The following is a 17136-nucleotide window of genomic DNA, read 5'->3' on the forward strand; positions in this document are numbered from 1 at the left end:
ATGAATTCAAAAGAAGAAATTTGGGAGCAAGTGTTATCTATTGCTGAAGATCAAATCGCTTCTGCTGGTTATAATACATGGTTCAAAGGGACTTACTTACATCAAATTGATAGTAAGCGCGCAATAGTTGTTGCACAAAGTCCTTTTGTCGCTGAGTGGTTAACCAATAAATATCATGAACACGTCACAAACTTTATATATGAAGTGATTGGAGACAAAGTTCAAGTTAAATTTATATCAGAAGAAGATTTACAAAGTGAAGATTTCACTGAACAGCCAGAAAAACCTAAAGAAACTGAAGCATATGAAGAAGTTACAAATAGTCAGCTGAACAGTAATAACACTTTTGATACATTCGTTATTGGACCTGGTAACCAGTTCCCGCACGCTGCTTCACTAGCAGTAGCCGAAGAACCAGCCAATGCTTATAATCCGCTTTTCATATATGGAGGCGTCGGTTTAGGAAAGACACATTTAATGCATGCAATTGGTCATTATGTGCTTGAACAAAATCCAAATGCTAACGTTCTATATACATCTAGCGAAAAATTCACAAATGAATTTATTAAGTCTATACGTATGAACGATACGGAAAGCTTTAGAGACAAGTATCGAAACATCGATGTGCTCTTAATAGATGACATTCAATTCATTCAAAAGAAAGAGCAAACGCAAGAAGAATTCTTCCATACTTTTAATGATTTACATCAAAATAAAAAGCAAATCGTCATCTCAAGTGACCGTCCGCCTAAAGAAATTCCAACTTTAGAAGATCGTTTAAGAACACGTTTCGAATGGGGATTAATAGTAGATATTACGCCTCCTGACTTTGAGACGAGAATGGCTATTTTACAAAAGAAAATCGAAGAAGAAAACTTAGATATACCTGTTGAAGCTTTAACTTATATCGCTAATTCAATTCAATCCAATATACGTGAATTAGAAGGTGCTTTAACGAGAGTATTAGCGTACTCCAAACTTAGAAATAAACCGATTAATACAGATTTAGTAGCAGAAGCACTTAAAGATATTATTTCATCACCAAGATCTACTAAAATCACGATTCAAGACATTCAACAAGCTGTTGGTAAAATGTATAACGTTAGAATCGAAGACTTTGCTGCTAAGAAACGTACAAAATCAATTGCATATCCGAGACAAATCGCTATGTATCTATCAAGAGAACTTACTGATTTTTCATTACCTAAAATTGGTGAAGAATTTGGTGGACGAGATCATACAACTGTCATCCATGCACATGATAAAATTAAAAAAGATTTAGAAAACAACCCAGAACTCAAAAATGATTTAGAACAACTGGAAAAACAAATTCGTGGATAATGTTGATAAGTTGTGCACATTCATACACAGTTTATCAACATGTGAATAACTTTTATATCACCATTTAAGCCGAGTTATCCACCAATCCACAGCCCCTATGACTATTACTATGATTTTAAAAGATATATAATTAAATATATAACGACTGGAAGGAGTTTTATAAGTTATGAAATTTACAATTCAACGAGATTACTTTCTTAATCAATTGAATGATACATTAAAAGCAATTTCACCAAGAACTACATTACCGATACTTACAGGAATCAAGATAGATGCTACAGATAAAGGCATCATCTTAACAGGATCAGACTCTGAAATATCAATAGAAATAACAATAAATCAAAATATTGATGGTGAAAAAATTGTAGATATTGAAGAAAAAGGTTCTGTAGTACTTCCAGGACGTTTCTTTGTAGATATCGTTAAAAAATTACCAGGTAAAACCGTTAATTTATCAACGAATGATCAATTTAAAACACTGATCACATCAGGACATTCTGAATTTAACGTAAGTGGCTTAGATCCAGATCAATATCCATTATTACCGCAAGTATCTGAAGACGATGCAATTAAATTACCAATTAAAGTATTAAAGAACATTATCGCACAAACGAACTTTGCAGTGTCCACGTCAGAAACACGCCCTGTATTAACAGGTGTTAACTGGCTTATTCAAAACAATGAACTAATCTGTACTGCAACAGATTCACACAGACTTGCATTAAGAAAATTAAAATTAGAAGACGAAGAAATCGATGATAAAAATGTTATTATCCCAGGTAAAGCTTTATCTGAATTAAACAAAATCGTTTCTGATTCTGAAGAAGACATCAATATCTTCTTTGCAAGTAACCAAGTATTATTTAAAGTTGGTCACATTAACTTTATTTCAAGATTACTTGAAGGGAACTATCCAGATACAACAAGACTATTCCCAGAGAACTATGAAACTAAAATCATCTTAGATAATAGTGAGTTCTATCATGCAATAGATCGTGCATCACTATTAGCACGTGAGGGTGGTAACAACGTCATTAAATTATCTACGGATGTTGATAAAGTTGAATTATCATCTACTTCACCAGAAATCGGTACAGTTAAAGAAGATGTATCTACAGACAATGTTGAAGGTGAATCATTAAAAATCTCATTTAACTCTAAATACATGATGGATGCATTAAAAGCTATCGACAACGATGAAGTACAAGTAGAATTCTTTGGTACAATGAGACCGTTTATTCTTAAACCTAAAGACGACGAAACTGTCGTACAACTTATCTTACCAATCAGAACATATTAATAAACATGTAATGGCTGGGACCTAATTTGGGTCTCAGCTATTTTTTTTGTGTCAAGTTCACTTGACACGGTGTAAAAATTCATATATTGTAAAGTTAACTTGACAGGAAGTGATGAATTGAAAAACAAAGTTTATGAATATCGCACACAGAAAAACATGACACAAAGTGAACTCTCTCGATTGGTTAAAGTGTCTAGACAAACAATCAATTCTATTGAGCGTTACAAATTCAATCCTACGTTAGTACTAGCACATAAGCTTTCTCAAGTGTTCGAAGTATCTATAGATGAATTATTTATTTTCGAAGAAGACGAGAATATAGATATTTCAGAAATAGAATCTAAAGAAAAGGAGTAAACATTATGACATTACTAATTAAAGATGTTTCCAAAAAATTCAATGACTTTACGGCTGTACATGATGTTAATTTGGAAGTTCCTAAAGGTACGATGTATGGATTTTTAGGCGGAAATGGTGCAGGTAAAACGACAACATTTCGTATGATTTTAGGTTTATTACCAAAGACAACTGGAGTTGTGACATTTAACGACAAGCCAATTGACTATAATATGACCAATACGATTGGTTATTTACCTGAAGAAAGAGGATTGCATCCAAAATTAAAAGTTTGGGAGCAAGTGCAATATTTAGCTGAACTAAAAGGCATGAAAAGAAAAGATATTTCAGAAGCATTAGATTATTGGTTGAAACGATTTGATGCATTTGAAAATAAAGAAAAAAAGATCGAAGCATTATCGAAAGGTAATCAACAAAAAGTACAACTGATTGCTGCAATCATTCATAAACCCGAATTATTAATTCTTGATGAACCATTCAGTGGACTTGATCCAGTCAATGTTGAATTGCTTAAAGCTGCTGTTAAAGATTTAAAAGAACAAGGCACAACGATTATATTCAGCTCACATAGAATGGAACATGTAGAAGAACTTTGTGACTATATTTGCATTATGAATAAAGGTAAAGCAGTCGTTGCTGGTTCTCTTGATCAAGTTAAAGATGACTTTGGTAAGAAAGATGTATTTATCGAAGGCGACTATGATTTAGAATTCTTAAAAGACTTTGAAGGTGTAGAAGCATTTAAAACGACTAAAAAAGGCGTTAAAATCACAATTTCTGATGAAAAACATGCAGAAAGTATTTATCAAAATGTGACGAAGTTAGGTTACCTCAAACGATTCCAAGTTGCAGAACCATCTCTAAACGATATCTTTATAGCTAAGGTAGGTGATAAGCATGAATAAATTCTGGCCGACATTTAATTTAACGTATATGCAAAAAGTGAAAAGTAAATCATTTATCATCATGACTACAATTTTTATGATTTTAATCTTTGCATTAAGTAACATCGACAAAATTATTGATTTCTTTGATAACGATAGTAAAGTTGTTGCGATACAAACAGATAACGATATGATCTATAAAGTATTAGAAAAGCAATATAAACAAAACGATGATATTGAAAAAGTAGAAAAAGTTTCACTCGAAAAAGGTAAAAAAGGTGTTAAAGACGAAAAGTATAAACGTTTAATTCAAGTAAACGTGAATGGTGAAAAAGTAGATGGCACAATTTATGAAAAAGGCAATGTAAGTGAAAGTGAGAAAATGACCTTACAATCAACGCTTAGCCAAATGCAATCATCATTAACAGCACAAAAATTAAATCTATCAGAAAAAGATTTGAAAACGTTAAATACACCAAGTGATGTGAAGACAGAAGAAATTAAATCGAATGATGAAAAACAATCTAGTGATGTTAATCCGAAAGTTCAAGCACTAAACTCAGCTGTTGTCTACATCATCATTTTCTTATCATTCTTTATCACAATCAATTACGCTAACCAAATCGGTTCAGAAATTGCGACTGAAAAAACAACACGTGTGATTGAAATGATTGTTACAAGTGTGAAACCGTCGATTCATGTATCCGCGAAAATACTCGCAATCATTGCAGTAGCCTTTACACAAATATTCTTTATCATACTTGCAATTGTAATTAGTATATTCGCATTTGATTTGAAAGGACTATTTGAGTCAGCTGGCGTTGAATATGGCTCTGAGACGACGAGAATCATTATTTATGGCGCCGTTTACTTAATTTTGGGTGTTGTATCCTATATTTCATTAGCGGCTATTCTAGGGGCATTAACGAGCCGTATAGAAGATCTTGCTCAATCTATGATGCCAGTTACATTTATTTCATTAGCAGCATTCTATATTGCGATATTTAGTATTTCAAACCCAGATACAATGCTTGTAAAAGTGACAAGCTTTATTCCAATGTTATCGCCAATGGTGATGTTATTAAGAACAACATCAGAAACTACACCTGAATGGCATTTAATTTTAGGAATTGTCATTTCAATCGTTACATGTATCATTCTACTGGTGTTTGCAGCGAAAACGTATCGTGGTAGCGTGCTCACTTATGAAAAAGGCGTTATCAAAAATTTAAAAAATGCATTAAAAATTACTAAATAATTTTTACGAAAATATTAATCACCATTTTGTCACAAAACCTTAATGAATTTTTATTGAATGATATAGAATTTCTTTAAGTGATAGTATAAAATTTATATTATCAACAAAAGAGATTGAGGGATTAATATGGCGAATAAAAATAGTAACAGTAATATTATGTTTTTAATGATAGCAATACTTGTTGTTGTCGTAGGTATCGTATTGCTTGTTGTGTTTGGTGGAAGCGGAAGTGACAACAAAGAAGATAGTCTATTTGATAGAACTGTTAAAGCCACAGACTTATCAAAAGATACAAAAGATAATCCAACACATAAAAAAGATAAAGCTAAAGTTCAAATAGTTGAATTCGGAGATTTTAAATGTCCAGCATGTAAAGCATTTGAAACGAATTACATGGATCAAATAGAAAAAGATTATATCGATAAAGACAAAGTGGAATATAGATTTGTGAACGCACCATTCCACGGTGAAGGATCTGAAATTGGTGGTGCATCAGCACATGCTGTTTATAAAATCGCACCTGATGCATATTGGGATTTCCATAGAGCATTATTTGAAGCACAACCAGATGACCACAATGCAGAAACAGATGACGAATGGTTAGATCTTAAAGTAGTCCAAAAAGCAGTAGACGGATTAGATATTAATAAATCTAAAAAAGATCAAATCATGAAATTAGTGAAAGATAGAAATTCAGAGTCTTATAAACAAATGAAAAATGATTCAGATTTAACAAATAAATACGATGTAGACGTTACACCTACAATTGTAGTAGATGGTAAAGTATTATCAGATCCAATGGATTACGACAAAGTTTCTAAAGCAATCGATCAAGCTATAGAAAAGAAAAATAAATAAAAATAGGTGATATATTTGAAGCAACAATATGCACTATTTATTTCCTGGGTAATAGCTTTAGTAGCTATGTTAGGTAGTTTATACTTTAGTGAGATACGACAATTTGTCCCATGTACAATGTGCTGGTATCAAAGAATCTGTATGTATCCACTCGTGTTAATACTCGGAATTGGCTCATTCCAAAATGATTTTAATGTTAAAAAAATAGCCCTACCGTTATCAATCATTGGACTATTGATATCCACATGGCATTACTTAGAGCAAAAAGTACCAGGATTTGCAGAAATCAAACCATGTACACAAGGTGTTCCATGTTCATCAGAGTATATTAATGTATTTGGCTTCATCACAATTCCATTTTTAGCAGGAACAGCATTCCTGTTAATCAGTTTGATTTTAATTTTTACAAAGAAAGATAAAGCAATATAAATATTTAGAAAGCTGAGACAAAGATCATTGTCTCAGCTTTTTCGTGTGAAAGTTTAAGGATAGGGTGTCTATAGTAACAAAAGTCGCGTGAAGTGTAACTAACAGGCGCCATAGTATCTCACTATACTCGTTAGCTATACTTTTTTGATTTTATTATGAAAATAATGTTTAAGTTCCGGACTTAATTTTTCACTTAGAATATAAATATTTTGAAGATTAATTTATCTTAAAATGAATTGTGCGTAAAAGCATGATTTTTTGGTGAAAAAAAGGTATAATATAGAGATGACTAATTAAGATTGGAGTGAAGATAGTGGTACAAGATATCTCAGTAAAAGACGATATTACTTTAGGTCAATTCCTAAAAAATGAAGGCGTCATTGGAACGGGTGGTCAGGCTAAATGGTTCCTCCAAGATGAAGAAGTATTAATAAATGGTGAACGTGAAACTCGTCGTGGCAAAAAATTACATGATGGTGATTTAGTCGAAATTCCTTCTGAAGGTCAATTTCGTATTAACCATCTCAGTGAATAGATTATGATATTACAGAAACTTACTTTAACTCATTATAGAAATTATGATAAATGTACACTTGATTTTAATTCCAATGTTAATATATTAATTGGTGAGAACGCGCAAGGTAAGACGAATTTATTAGAATCTATCTATACTTTAGCACTAGCTAAAAGTCATAGGACTTCGAATGATAAAGAACTCATACAGTTTGGTGAAGAGTATGGTAAAATAGAAGGTGAACTAAGTTATCGCCACGGCTCAATGCCTATTTCTTTAATCATTACGAAAAAAGGCAAAAAGGCGAGAGTTAATCATCTAGAACAGAGCCGATTAACGCAGTATATTGGTCACTTAAATGTGGTGTTGTTCGCACCAGAAGATTTAAATATTGTAAAAGGTAGCCCGCAAATCAGACGACGTTTTATTGATATGGAACTCGGTCAGATGTCTGCGGTCTATTTAAATCATTTATCTAATTATCAAAGATTACTTAAACAAAAAAATCATTACCTCAAACAATTACAAATTGGGAAAATGAAAGATCGAACGATGTTAGAAGTATTCAATGAACAATTTTCAGAAGCGGCAGCAAATGTGACTTTGAAACGTGCGCACTTTATTCGTGAATTAGAAAAGATTGCCGAAGTGATTCATCAAGGCATTACGAGCGAAAAAGAAAGTTTAAAGGTTCAATACGAGCCGAATATTAAACTGTCAGAAACATATCAAGATGTATCTGGACTTAAAAATGTTTTTTGTTCGTTGCTTAATGATTCAATGGATAAAGAGATTGAGCGTGGAAGTGCACGGTTTGGACCGCATAGAGACGACATTAGTTTTCATGTTAATGATATGAATGTACAAACTTATGGTTCTCAAGGACAGCAACGTACGACAGCATTATCCATAAAGCTTGCTGAGATTGAGTTGATTAATCAAGTTGTTGGTGAATATCCAATTCTACTGTTAGACGATGTGCTAAGTGAACTTGATGATAATCGACAAACCCATTTATTAAGTACAATTCAAGAGAAGGTACAAACGTTTGTAACAACAACATCTGTTGATGGAATAGAGCATGAGATTATGAAAGATGCCAAGGTATTTAACGTATCTAAAGGCAATATTATTGAGTAGATGAAAGTGAAGGTGGAAATACGTGTCAGAACAAAATAACGCTTCAAGTTATGGTGCAGATCAGATACAAGTATTAGAAGGTTTAGAGGCAGTCCGTAAACGCCCTGGTATGTATATAGGTTCTACATCTGCAAGAGGATTACATCATCTCGTTTGGGAAATTGTAGATAACAGTATCGATGAAGCATTAGCTGGATATGCAGATCATGTTGAACTTGTAATAGAAAAGGACAATTGGATTAAAGTAACAGATAACGGTAGAGGTATACCTGTTGATATTCAAGAGAAAATGGGACGTCCTGCTGTAGAAGTTATCTTAACAGTACTTCATGCCGGTGGTAAATTTGGCGGTGGCGGATACAAAGTATCTGGTGGTTTACACGGTGTAGGTTCATCTGTCGTAAATGCGTTATCTTCTAATTTAGAAGTTTACGTTCACCTTAATAATAAAATTTATCATCAAGCGTATGAAAGAGGCGTACCAGCATTTGATTTGAAAGTCATTGGTGATACAGATCATACAGGTACAACAATACGCTTTAAAGCTGACGGTGAAATCTTTACTGAAACAACTGAATATGACTATGAAACATTACAAAAACGTATTCGTGAATTAGCATTCTTAAATAAAGGTATCCAAATTTCTTTGAGAGATGAAAGAGATGACGAAAACATTCAAGAAGATTCATACCACTATGAAGGCGGTATTAAATCTTATGTTGAAATGTTAAATAAATCTAAAGAAGTACTATATGATGAGCCAATTTATATTCACGATACTAAAGATGACGTAGAAGTTGAAATTGCAATTCAATATAACAACGGTTTTGCGACGAATTTATTAACTTATGCAAACAACATTCATACTTATGAAGGTGGTACGCATGAGGATGGATTTAAACGTGCATTAACGCGTGTTATTAACAGCTATGGTATTAAGAATAAGCTTCTTAAAGAAGGAGAAGAAAAGCTTTCTGGTGAAGACGTACGTGAAGGTATGACTGCTGTTGTATCTGTTAAACACGGTGATCCTCAATTCGAAGGTCAAACAAAGACTAAATTAGGTAACTCAGAAGTACGTCAAATCGTTGACAAATTATTCTCTGAACTCTTTGAACGATTCTTATTAGAGAATCCAAACGTGGCAAGAATTATTGTTGATAAAGGTGTCATGGCTTCTAGAGCACGTCTTGCCGCTAAAAAAGCGAGAGAAGTTACAAGACGTAAATCTGCATTAGAAGTTTCAAGCTTACCTGGTAAACTTGCAGACTGTTCAAGTAAGAAACCTGAAGAATGTGAATTATATATCGTTGAGGGTGACTCTGCCGGTGGCTCTGCTAAATTAGGTCGTGACTCTAAGACACAAGCGATTCTACCGTTACGTGGTAAGATTTTAAACGTTGAAAAAGCACGTTTAGATAGAATTTTAGGTAATAACGAAATTCGTGCCATGATTACAGGACTGGGAACAGGTATTGGTGGAGAGTTTGATATTAGTAAAGCGAGATATCATAAATTAGTTATCATGACAGATGCCGATGTCGATGGTGCCCATATTAGAACGTTATTATTAACATTCTTCTATAGATTTATGAGACCACTTATTGAAGCGGGTTATGTATACATTGCACAACCACCTTTATACAAAGTTGAACAAGGTAAGAAAAAATATTATGTATTTAACGATAGAGAATTAGATAAATTAAAAGAAGAACTTAGCTCAACACCGAAATTGTCTATAGCACGTTATAAAGGTCTTGGAGAGATGAATGCTGATCAATTGTGGGAAACAACAATGAATCCTGAACATCGTTCAATGCTTCAAGTAACACTAACAGATGCGATAGAAGCTGACGAAACTTTTGAAATGCTTATGGGAGATGTTGTTGAGTTTCGTCGTCAATTTATTGAAGAAAATGCCGAATACGCAACGTTAGATATATAAAGCATCATTTACGATTTAAGGAGGATATGATTAATGGCTGAAATACCACAATCAAGAGTTAGTGAACGTAACATCAGTAAAGAAATGAAAGAATCATTCTTAGACTATGCAATGAGTGTAATTGTATCTCGTGCATTACCCGATGTTAGAGACGGTTTAAAACCAGTTCATAGACGTATTTTATATGGTATGAATGATCAAGGTATGACTTCAGACAAACCTTACAAGAAGTCTGCACGTATTGTTGGTGACGTAATGGGTAAATATCACCCACACGGTGACTCATCTATTTATGAAGCAATGGTACGTATGGCACAAGACTTTAGTTATAGATATCCATTAGTAGATGGCCAAGGGAACTTTGGTTCTATGGATGGTGATGGTGCTGCTGCAATGCGTTATACAGAAGCACGTATGGCTAAAATCACAAGTGAATTATTAAGAGATATCAATAAAGATACGATTGATTTCCAAGACAACTACGATGGAAATGAAAGAGAGCCGGTAGTCTTACCTGCAAGATTCCCTAATTTATTGGTGAATGGTACATCAGGTATCGCAGTTGGTATGGCAACAAATATTCCACCTCATAACTTAAATGAAGTTATAGACGGCGTATTAGCGCTTAGTCATAACCCAGAAATTACAACAAATGAGTTAATGGATATCGTTCAAGGTCCTGACTTCCCAACAGCTGGTTTAATTATGGGTAGAAGCGGAATTAGACGTGCATACGAAACTGGTCGTGGATCAATCTTAATGAGAGCTCGTTCTGAAATTGAAGTTATGAAAAATGGTAAGGAACGTATCGTCGTATCTGAAATACCTTACCAAGTTAATAAAGCAAGATTAATCGAGAAAATTGCTGAATTAGCGCGTGATAAGAAAATTGAAGGTATTACAGACTTAAGAGATGAAACAAGCTTAAAAGTCGGTGTACGTATTGTTATAGAAGTTAGAAAAGATGCAAATGCTAATGTTATTCTGAACAATCTATATAAACAAACACCATTACAAACATCATTTGGTGTGAATATGATTGCACTAGTTGATGGTAAACCTAAATTATTAGGCTTACGTGCAGTTCTATATCATTATTTAGAACACCAAAAAGATGTCGTAACAAGACGTACGAAATATAACTTGAAAAAAGCTCAAGATAGAGCGCATATTCTAGAAGGATTAAGAATTGCGTTAGATCATATCGATGAAATCATTACATTAATTCGTGAATCACAAAGTGACTCAGAAGCGATGGAAGGTTTACAAAATCGTTTCAACCTATCTGAAAGACAAGCGCAAGCGATTTTAGATATGCGTTTACGTCGTTTAACTGGTTTAGAACGCGACAAAATCGAAAAAGAATATCAAGATTTACTTAAACTTATTGAAGAATTAAAAGAGATTTTAAGTGATGAAGAAAAATTACTAGAAATCATCCGAGAAGAAATTACTGAAATAAGAGATAAATATGGTGATGAGCGTCGTACAGAAATTACGGCAGCGGGTCTTGATCAAATTGAAGATGAAGACTTAATCCCAGAAGAACAAATCGTTATTTCATTAAGTCATAACAACTATATTAAACGATTACCGGTATCTACATATCGTTCACAAAATAGAGGTGGACGTGGTGTACAAGGTATGAATACGATAGAAGATGACTTTGTTAGCCAACTCGTAACTTTAAGTACACATGATAATGTCTTATTCTTTACGAATAAAGGTCGTGTATACAAACTTAAGGGTTATGAAATTCCTGAAATGTCTAGACAATCTAAAGGCTTACCAATCGTTAATGCTTTAGAAATCGATAAAGATGAAATGATTAGTACAATGATAGCTGTTAAAGACTTATCAAGTGAAGAAGATTACTTAGTCTTTGCTACTAAACATGGTACAGTTAAACGTTCTAAATTATCTAATTTCTCACGAATTAACAAAAACGGTAAAATTGCAATCAACTTTAAAGAAGGCGACGAGCTTATTGCGGTTAGACTGACGGATGGTACGAAAGAAATCATTATTGGTACGAAACATGCATCATTGATACGCTTTGATGAATCTAAATTACGCCCATTAGGAAGAACAGCAGCTGGCGTGAAGGGTATTACATTAAGAGAAGATGATGAAGTTATTGGATTAGATGTAACAGATGAAGATCAACAAGATGAAATACTTATCGTAACTGAAAAAGGTTATGGTAAACGTACTTCAGCTGATCAATATCGTATTTCTAATAGAGGTGGTAAAGGTATTAAGACTGCCACGCTAACTGAGAAGAATGGTAACCTTGTTTGTATCACAACTGTCAACGGTGACGAAGACTTGATGATTGTTACAAATTCAGGTGTTATTATTAGACTACACGTAGCGGATATCTCTCAAAATGGTAGAAGTGCTCAAGGTGTAAGATTAATTCGTTTAGGTGATAATCAACATGTGGCAACAGTAGCTAAAGTTGAACCAGATGAAAATGAAATTGCAGAATCACCAGTTGAAGGTGTGTTAGAAGAAACAACAGAGACTGAAGTTGTTGAAACTGAAACACAAGATGGTAAAGAAGATTTAAGAGAAGACTTCATTGAACGTGTGAATGAAGACATCGAAGAACAAGATAATAACGAAGAATAATATATAAAAGAAGCATATCACAATCTTACTGATCATCATCAGTAGCGTGATATGCTTTTTTATTTTGAATATTTATGCTTCGAATGATTTCATAGCATATGGAATTTCATCTATAAGTTTGGATGGCGGTACGATATACATATCTTTAGAAAGCTTTTCACCAATATAACTGTGAATATAAGTTGCGTTAATAACCGCTTCTTCTAACTCAAATTGTCCAACGAAACTTGTGATCATACCTGCTAACGTATCTCCCATTCCACCTGTTGCCATAGCAGGTGTACCGATAGATAATTTATATTCATGATCTTTAAAGAATAATTCAGTACCATGTTTTTTCAATACGACTGTTGCATTTAAAGCATCAACCGCTTCTTTATTATTTTCATATGTTTGTTCTTCAATCGGGATATTACTCAGTCTTTCCCATTCTTTTTGATGAGGTGTAAAGATAATCTCACATTCAGGTAAAGTATGCTTTAACTTACTTAAAATTGTAATAGCATCTCCATCAATAATTAATGTTTGGTGTGGCTGAATATTCTGAAATAGAAATGTTAATGTGTTATTCCCTTTAAAATCTAAACCGAGACCTGGACCAATTAATATACAATCCGATTGCTCAATTAATTTGGAAAGCTTTTTTAAATCAGTGATATCTGAAACCATTGCTTCAGGACATCTTGAATGTAATGCAGCAAAATTTGATGAATGTGTAGAAACGGTTATAAGCCCACTACCACTAAAAACACATGCCCTAGCTGCTAAAATAATAGCCCCACCTAAATTAGCATTACCTCCGATTAATAATATCCTACCATAATCCCCTTTGTGAGATTCTTGTTCTCTTTTTGGAATTGTGACAGATGAAATAGTCTTCATATTAACCCACCTTCAAATAATTGTACGATTTATTATGCCACTTAAAGTTGAAATTGAACAGTGTATTTTCTAAAAGATCACAAAGAAATTACTTTAACAGACTAATATATTAATCAATCACTGAGTTATGGATGTTCTAAAAAGTATTGTCAGAAAATTTCTGAAAGCGTATACTTAAAATAAATATAGACATTAGTTATTAGATAAGATAGGAGCTTTCACATGACTGAACAAATATCAATTGGCAAGTATGCTACGTTATTAACAATCACAGATGAACAAACAGCAAAGCAGTTAATGCCTCAATGTCATGACATGCGATTTATTGTAGGCAAAATTGGTACGATGTCATTAAATAAAATTATTTCATCTGTTGAAACAGCAGCTAGAAGACAAGGGATTATTTCGGAAAGTCAGTATAGAGAAACACACGCGTTATACCATGCGATTTTAGAAGCGGTGAATGGTATTACAAGAGGTGAATTATCTATTGGTGAAATTATGCGAACGGTTGGTTTGAAATTTTCAATAGTAAGAGGTTATCCTTATCAAGATAAAACAGAAGGTGAATGGATAGCTGTGAGTTTATATGGCACAATCGGCGCACCTATTAAAGGTAAAGAGCATGAAACAATTGGATTAGGTATTAATCATATATAAGACATAGAAACACCTATTAGATACTAGATAGAAGAAAGGTGCAACAAATTTAGGTTTGTTGTATTTTTTGTGTCCTAAAAAGGAGTGTTTTTTAGTGAATTTAGTATTGAATGGTAAAGAATTAACAATTCAAGACATTAAACAATTCTTAAAAGAAAATGGTCAAATATCCATTTCAGAAGAGGCATTAGTTAATGTCAGAAAAAGTCGTGAAACAGTTGAAAAAATCATTAAAAATAAAGAAACGATTTATGGTATTACGACTGGTTTCGGATTATTTAGTGATGTGCTAATAGAACAAGAAAAATATAACGATTTACAAGTCAATTTAATTCGTTCTCATTCTTGTGGTACAGGTAAACCATTTCCTGATAATGTGTCATTAATCATGATGGTTTTAAGGTTAAATACTATGTTAAAAGGACATTCAGGTGTTACTGAGCAACTTGTAGCGTTACTTGTAGAATTTATTAATCGAAGAATTATCCCTGTCATACCTGAGCAAGGATCATTAGGTGCTTCAGGAGATTTAGCGCCATTATCTCATTTAGCTTTAGCCTTAATTGGCGAAGGAGATGTCCATTATAAAGGTGAAACAAGAAATGCGAAAGAAGTCTTACACGAAGTAGGATTAGAGCCACACTCATTACAAGCAAAAGAAGGATTAGCCCTTATAAACGGTACACAAGCTATGACATCTCAAGGTGTGATTGCATATATTGAAGCTGAAAATATTGCGCATCATGCAGAATGGATTGCTGCTTTAACGCATCAAGCACTGAACGGTATTGTAGACGCATATGATGAACATGTGCATATCGTAAGAAACTTTAACGAACAAGTTGAAGTAGCAGAGCGTATGAGAAATTGGTTAGAAGGTTCTAAATTAACAACTAAACAAGGTGAAGTGCGCGTGCAAGATGCATACACATTGAGATGTATACCTCAAATTCACGGTGCAAGCTTCCAAGTACTGAATTATGTAAAAGAAAAATTAGAATTTGAAATGAATGCAGCTAATGATAATCCGTTGATTTTTGATAATGATGATGAAACTCTTGTAATATCAGGTGGTAACTTCCACGGGCAACCCATTGCATTTGCCGTTGATTTCTTAAAAATAGGTGTCGCTGAGTTAGCGAATGTATCAGAAAGAAGACTTGAAAGATTAGTTAATCCACAACTCAATGGAGGCTTACCAGCATTCTTAAGTCCAGAGCCAGGATTACAAAGTGGTGCTATGATTATGCAATATGCAGCAGCATCACTCGTTTCAGAGAATAAGACATTAGCACATCCAGCAAGCGTTGATTCAATACCATCATCTGCAAACCAAGAGGACCATGTATCAATGGGAACGATTGGTGCTAGGCATGCTTATCAGATAATCCAAAATGTAAGAAGAGTCATTTCAATAGAGTGTATCATCGCTTTACAAGCTGTAGAAATTAAAGGGGTAGAGAAACTGTCGCCTAAGACAAAAGAGAAATACGATGAATTAAGAGCGATTGTTCCTTCAATAACACAAGATAGAGTATTCCATCATGATATAGAGAAAGTTTGTGAATATTTAAGATAATCATTTAACAAACAAAGGGGTTTTGTGATGAATAATCAACAACTAAACAACAAAGGTAAGGATATGTGGAGGTTTTATGTATTTAGTTTATTAGGAATTATATTATTTTTTGTTCCTATAACGATTGGTAAGAATAATACGATACTAGTAGACCATATACATTTATCATTGCGTTCATTATTAGGAGGATATACTGCTTATTATGCTTTAATCATTATATTAATTGGCGCAATATTACCTATCATAAGAATGGATTTTAAAAAGTCAGTGACAGATTTTATTTTAGTTGTCGTGAAAATCATCGGTGCAATAATAGGGTGTATGTACGTCTTTAATATAGGACCGAAACTATTATTTCAGCCTAACTATGGGCCATTCTTATTTGAAAAGTTAATGTTACCACTAAGTATATTGATTCCTGTAGGTGCCATTGCATTATCATTTTTAGTAGGTTATGGACTCTTAGAATTTATTGGGGTCTTTATGCAACCTATTATGAGACCAATATTTAAGACACCTGGAAAGTCTGCTGTTGATGCAGTAGCTTCATTCGTTGGAAGTTACTCATTAGGCTTATTGATCACAAATAGAGTGTATAAAGATGGCATGTATAACAAGAAAGAAGCAGTTATCATTGCGACTGGATTTTCTACAGTGTCAGCAACATTTATGGTAATTGTCGCAAGGACACTAAATATAATGGATATGTGGAATTTATTCTTTTGGTCGACATTAGTTATTACATTTGCTGTGACTGCAATTTCTGCACATTTACCACCGATTTCAAGAGAATCGGAAGCATATTACAATAACCAAGAAGGTCAAAAAGAAGTAAAAGTCCAAGGTAGTTATATTAAAACAGCTTATACAGAAGCAAAAAGACAATCACACCAATCATTAACATTATTTAAAAATATCATGACCAATTTAAAAGATGGTATAGAGATGACAATGGCTATACTACCCTCTATCCTATCAATCGGATTTCTAGGTTTAGTATTAGCTAATTTCACACCTATTATTGATTGGCTAAGTTATATATTTTATCCATTTATTTATATTTTTCCAATAGATGATAAACCGTTATTAGCAAAAGCTTCAACGATTTCAATTATAGAAATGTTTTTACCTTCTCTTCTAGTTGTTAAAGCATCAATTGAAGTGAAGTTTGTTACAGCAATTACAAGTATCTCAGCAATTATATTCTTCTCTGCTTTGGTACCTTGTATTTTAGCAACAGATATCAAAATTCCAATATGGAAGTTAGTAGTGATTTGGTTTATCCGTGTTGCACTTACTTTATTAATTGCAATACCATTTAGTTTATTAATATTTTAGAAAAGGGGAAATGAGAT

15 protein-coding genes are annotated in these 17136 nt (G+C 33.3%); 14 read left to right on the forward strand and 1 reads right to left on the reverse strand.

Annotation, left to right across the window (positions count from 1 at the left end; translation table 11 throughout):
• The 11 genes from dnaA to gyrA all read left to right on the forward strand — a co-directional run bounded on the left by dnaA (position 1) and on the right by gyrA (position 12660).
• Positions 1-1341, forward strand: a complete 1341-nt coding sequence (gene dnaA / locus MHH94_RS00005) for a chromosomal replication initiator protein DnaA (RefSeq protein WP_048542887.1) — start codon at positions 1-3, stop codon at positions 1339-1341.
• 166 nt (positions 1342-1507) lie between these two features.
• Positions 1508-2641 carry a DNA polymerase III subunit beta gene (dnaN, locus tag MHH94_RS00010; protein ID WP_037589476.1) on the forward strand — a complete coding sequence of 378 codons (1134 nt, stop codon included), beginning with the start codon at positions 1508-1510 and terminating at the stop codon, positions 2639-2641.
• 117 nt (positions 2642-2758) lie between these two features.
• Positions 2759-2998 (forward strand): helix-turn-helix transcriptional regulator, encoded by a 240-nt coding sequence (locus MHH94_RS00015; RefSeq protein WP_048542884.1) that lies wholly within the window; start codon positions 2759-2761, stop codon positions 2996-2998.
• Positions 2999-3003: 5 nt separating this feature from the next.
• Entirely contained in the window at positions 3004-3903 is a 900-nt protein-coding gene (locus MHH94_RS00020; RefSeq protein ID WP_078354854.1) for an ABC transporter ATP-binding protein, read from the forward strand.
• Positions 3896-5140 (forward strand): ABC transporter permease, encoded by a 1245-nt coding sequence (locus tag MHH94_RS00025; protein WP_107609114.1) that lies wholly within the window; start codon positions 3896-3898, stop codon positions 5138-5140. The genes MHH94_RS00020 and MHH94_RS00025 overlap by 8 nt, the downstream gene beginning before the upstream one ends.
• Before the next feature lie 126 nt (positions 5141-5266).
• Positions 5267-5998, forward strand: coding sequence for a DsbA family protein (locus MHH94_RS00030; protein WP_058590717.1), 732 nt, complete (start codon positions 5267-5269; stop codon positions 5996-5998).
• A 15-nt stretch (positions 5999-6013) separates the two neighbouring features.
• On the forward strand, positions 6014-6427 hold the full coding sequence (locus MHH94_RS00035) for a disulfide oxidoreductase (protein ID WP_025906234.1): 414 nt from the start codon (positions 6014-6016) through the stop codon (positions 6425-6427).
• Between the two features lie 304 nt (positions 6428-6731).
• A complete protein-coding gene (gene yaaA / locus MHH94_RS00040) occupies positions 6732-6962 on the forward strand; it encodes a S4 domain-containing protein YaaA (protein ID WP_269750679.1) in 231 nt (76 codons plus the stop codon).
• A gap of 3 nt (positions 6963-6965) precedes the next feature.
• Positions 6966-8081 (forward strand): DNA replication/repair protein RecF, encoded by a 1116-nt coding sequence (recF, locus tag MHH94_RS00045; RefSeq protein ID WP_107609037.1) that lies wholly within the window; start codon positions 6966-6968, stop codon positions 8079-8081.
• Positions 8082-8103: 22 nt separating this feature from the next.
• On the forward strand, positions 8104-10026 hold the full coding sequence (gyrB, locus tag MHH94_RS00050; protein ID WP_025906237.1) for a DNA topoisomerase (ATP-hydrolyzing) subunit B: 1923 nt from the start codon (positions 8104-8106) through the stop codon (positions 10024-10026).
• Positions 10027-10059: 33 nt separating this feature from the next.
• The gene (gyrA, locus tag MHH94_RS00055) at positions 10060-12660 is read left to right on the forward strand and encodes a DNA gyrase subunit A (protein WP_078354851.1); all 2601 of its coding nucleotides are present in this window, start codon (positions 10060-10062) and stop codon (positions 12658-12660) included.
• A 72-nt stretch (positions 12661-12732) separates the two neighbouring features.
• On the opposite strand, the gene MHH94_RS00060 is transcribed toward gyrA, so the two are convergent.
• Entirely contained in the window at positions 12733-13542 is an 810-nt protein-coding gene (locus tag MHH94_RS00060) for an NAD(P)H-hydrate dehydratase (protein WP_048542870.1), read from the reverse strand.
• A 222-nt stretch (positions 13543-13764) separates the two neighbouring features.
• Between MHH94_RS00060 and hutP the strand changes: the two genes are divergently transcribed.
• The 3 genes from hutP to MHH94_RS00075 all read left to right on the forward strand — a co-directional run bounded on the left by hutP (position 13765) and on the right by MHH94_RS00075 (position 17119).
• Entirely contained in the window at positions 13765-14202 is a 438-nt protein-coding gene (hutP, locus tag MHH94_RS00065; protein WP_078354850.1) for a hut operon transcriptional regulator HutP, read from the forward strand.
• A gap of 94 nt (positions 14203-14296) precedes the next feature.
• Positions 14297-15781 (forward strand): histidine ammonia-lyase, encoded by a 1485-nt coding sequence (gene hutH, locus MHH94_RS00070; protein ID WP_048542867.1) that lies wholly within the window; start codon positions 14297-14299, stop codon positions 15779-15781.
• A gap of 27 nt (positions 15782-15808) precedes the next feature.
• A complete protein-coding gene (locus tag MHH94_RS00075; RefSeq protein WP_078354849.1) occupies positions 15809-17119 on the forward strand; it encodes a YjiH family protein in 1311 nt (436 codons plus the stop codon).
• The last annotated feature ends 17 nt before the right edge of the window (positions 17120-17136 follow it).

Origin of the sequence: Mammaliicoccus sp. FSL K6-3158 (assembly GCF_038005105.1) — a bacterium.
In the GTDB taxonomy this organism is placed as follows: Bacteria; Bacillota; Bacilli; order Staphylococcales; family Staphylococcaceae; genus Mammaliicoccus; species Mammaliicoccus sciuri.

Bases quoted from the DNA above. Each gene is read 5' to 3' on its own strand.
- dnaA (WP_048542887.1), top strand. From the start codon at position 1: ATGAATTCAAAAGAAGAAATTTGGGAGCAAGTGTTATCTATTGCTGAA.
- dnaN (WP_037589476.1), top strand. From the start codon at position 1,508: ATGAAATTTACAATTCAACGAGATTACTTTCTTAATCAATTGAATGAT.
- MHH94_RS00020 (WP_078354854.1), top strand. From the start codon at position 3,004: ATGACATTACTAATTAAAGATGTTTCCAAAAAATTCAATGACTTTACG.
- MHH94_RS00025 (WP_107609114.1), top strand. From the start codon at position 3,896: ATGAATAAATTCTGGCCGACATTTAATTTAACGTATATGCAAAAAGTG.
- MHH94_RS00030 (WP_058590717.1), top strand. From the start codon at position 5,267: ATGGCGAATAAAAATAGTAACAGTAATATTATGTTTTTAATGATAGCA.
- recF (WP_107609037.1), top strand. From the start codon at position 6,966: ATGATATTACAGAAACTTACTTTAACTCATTATAGAAATTATGATAAA.
- gyrA (WP_078354851.1), top strand. From the start codon at position 10,060: ATGGCTGAAATACCACAATCAAGAGTTAGTGAACGTAACATCAGTAAA.
- MHH94_RS00060 (WP_048542870.1), bottom strand. From the start codon at position 13,542: ATGAAGACTATTTCATCTGTCACAATTCCAAAAAGAGAACAAGAATCT.
- hutP (WP_078354850.1), top strand. From the start codon at position 13,765: ATGACTGAACAAATATCAATTGGCAAGTATGCTACGTTATTAACAATC.
- MHH94_RS00075 (WP_078354849.1), top strand. From the start codon at position 15,809: ATGAATAATCAACAACTAAACAACAAAGGTAAGGATATGTGGAGGTTT.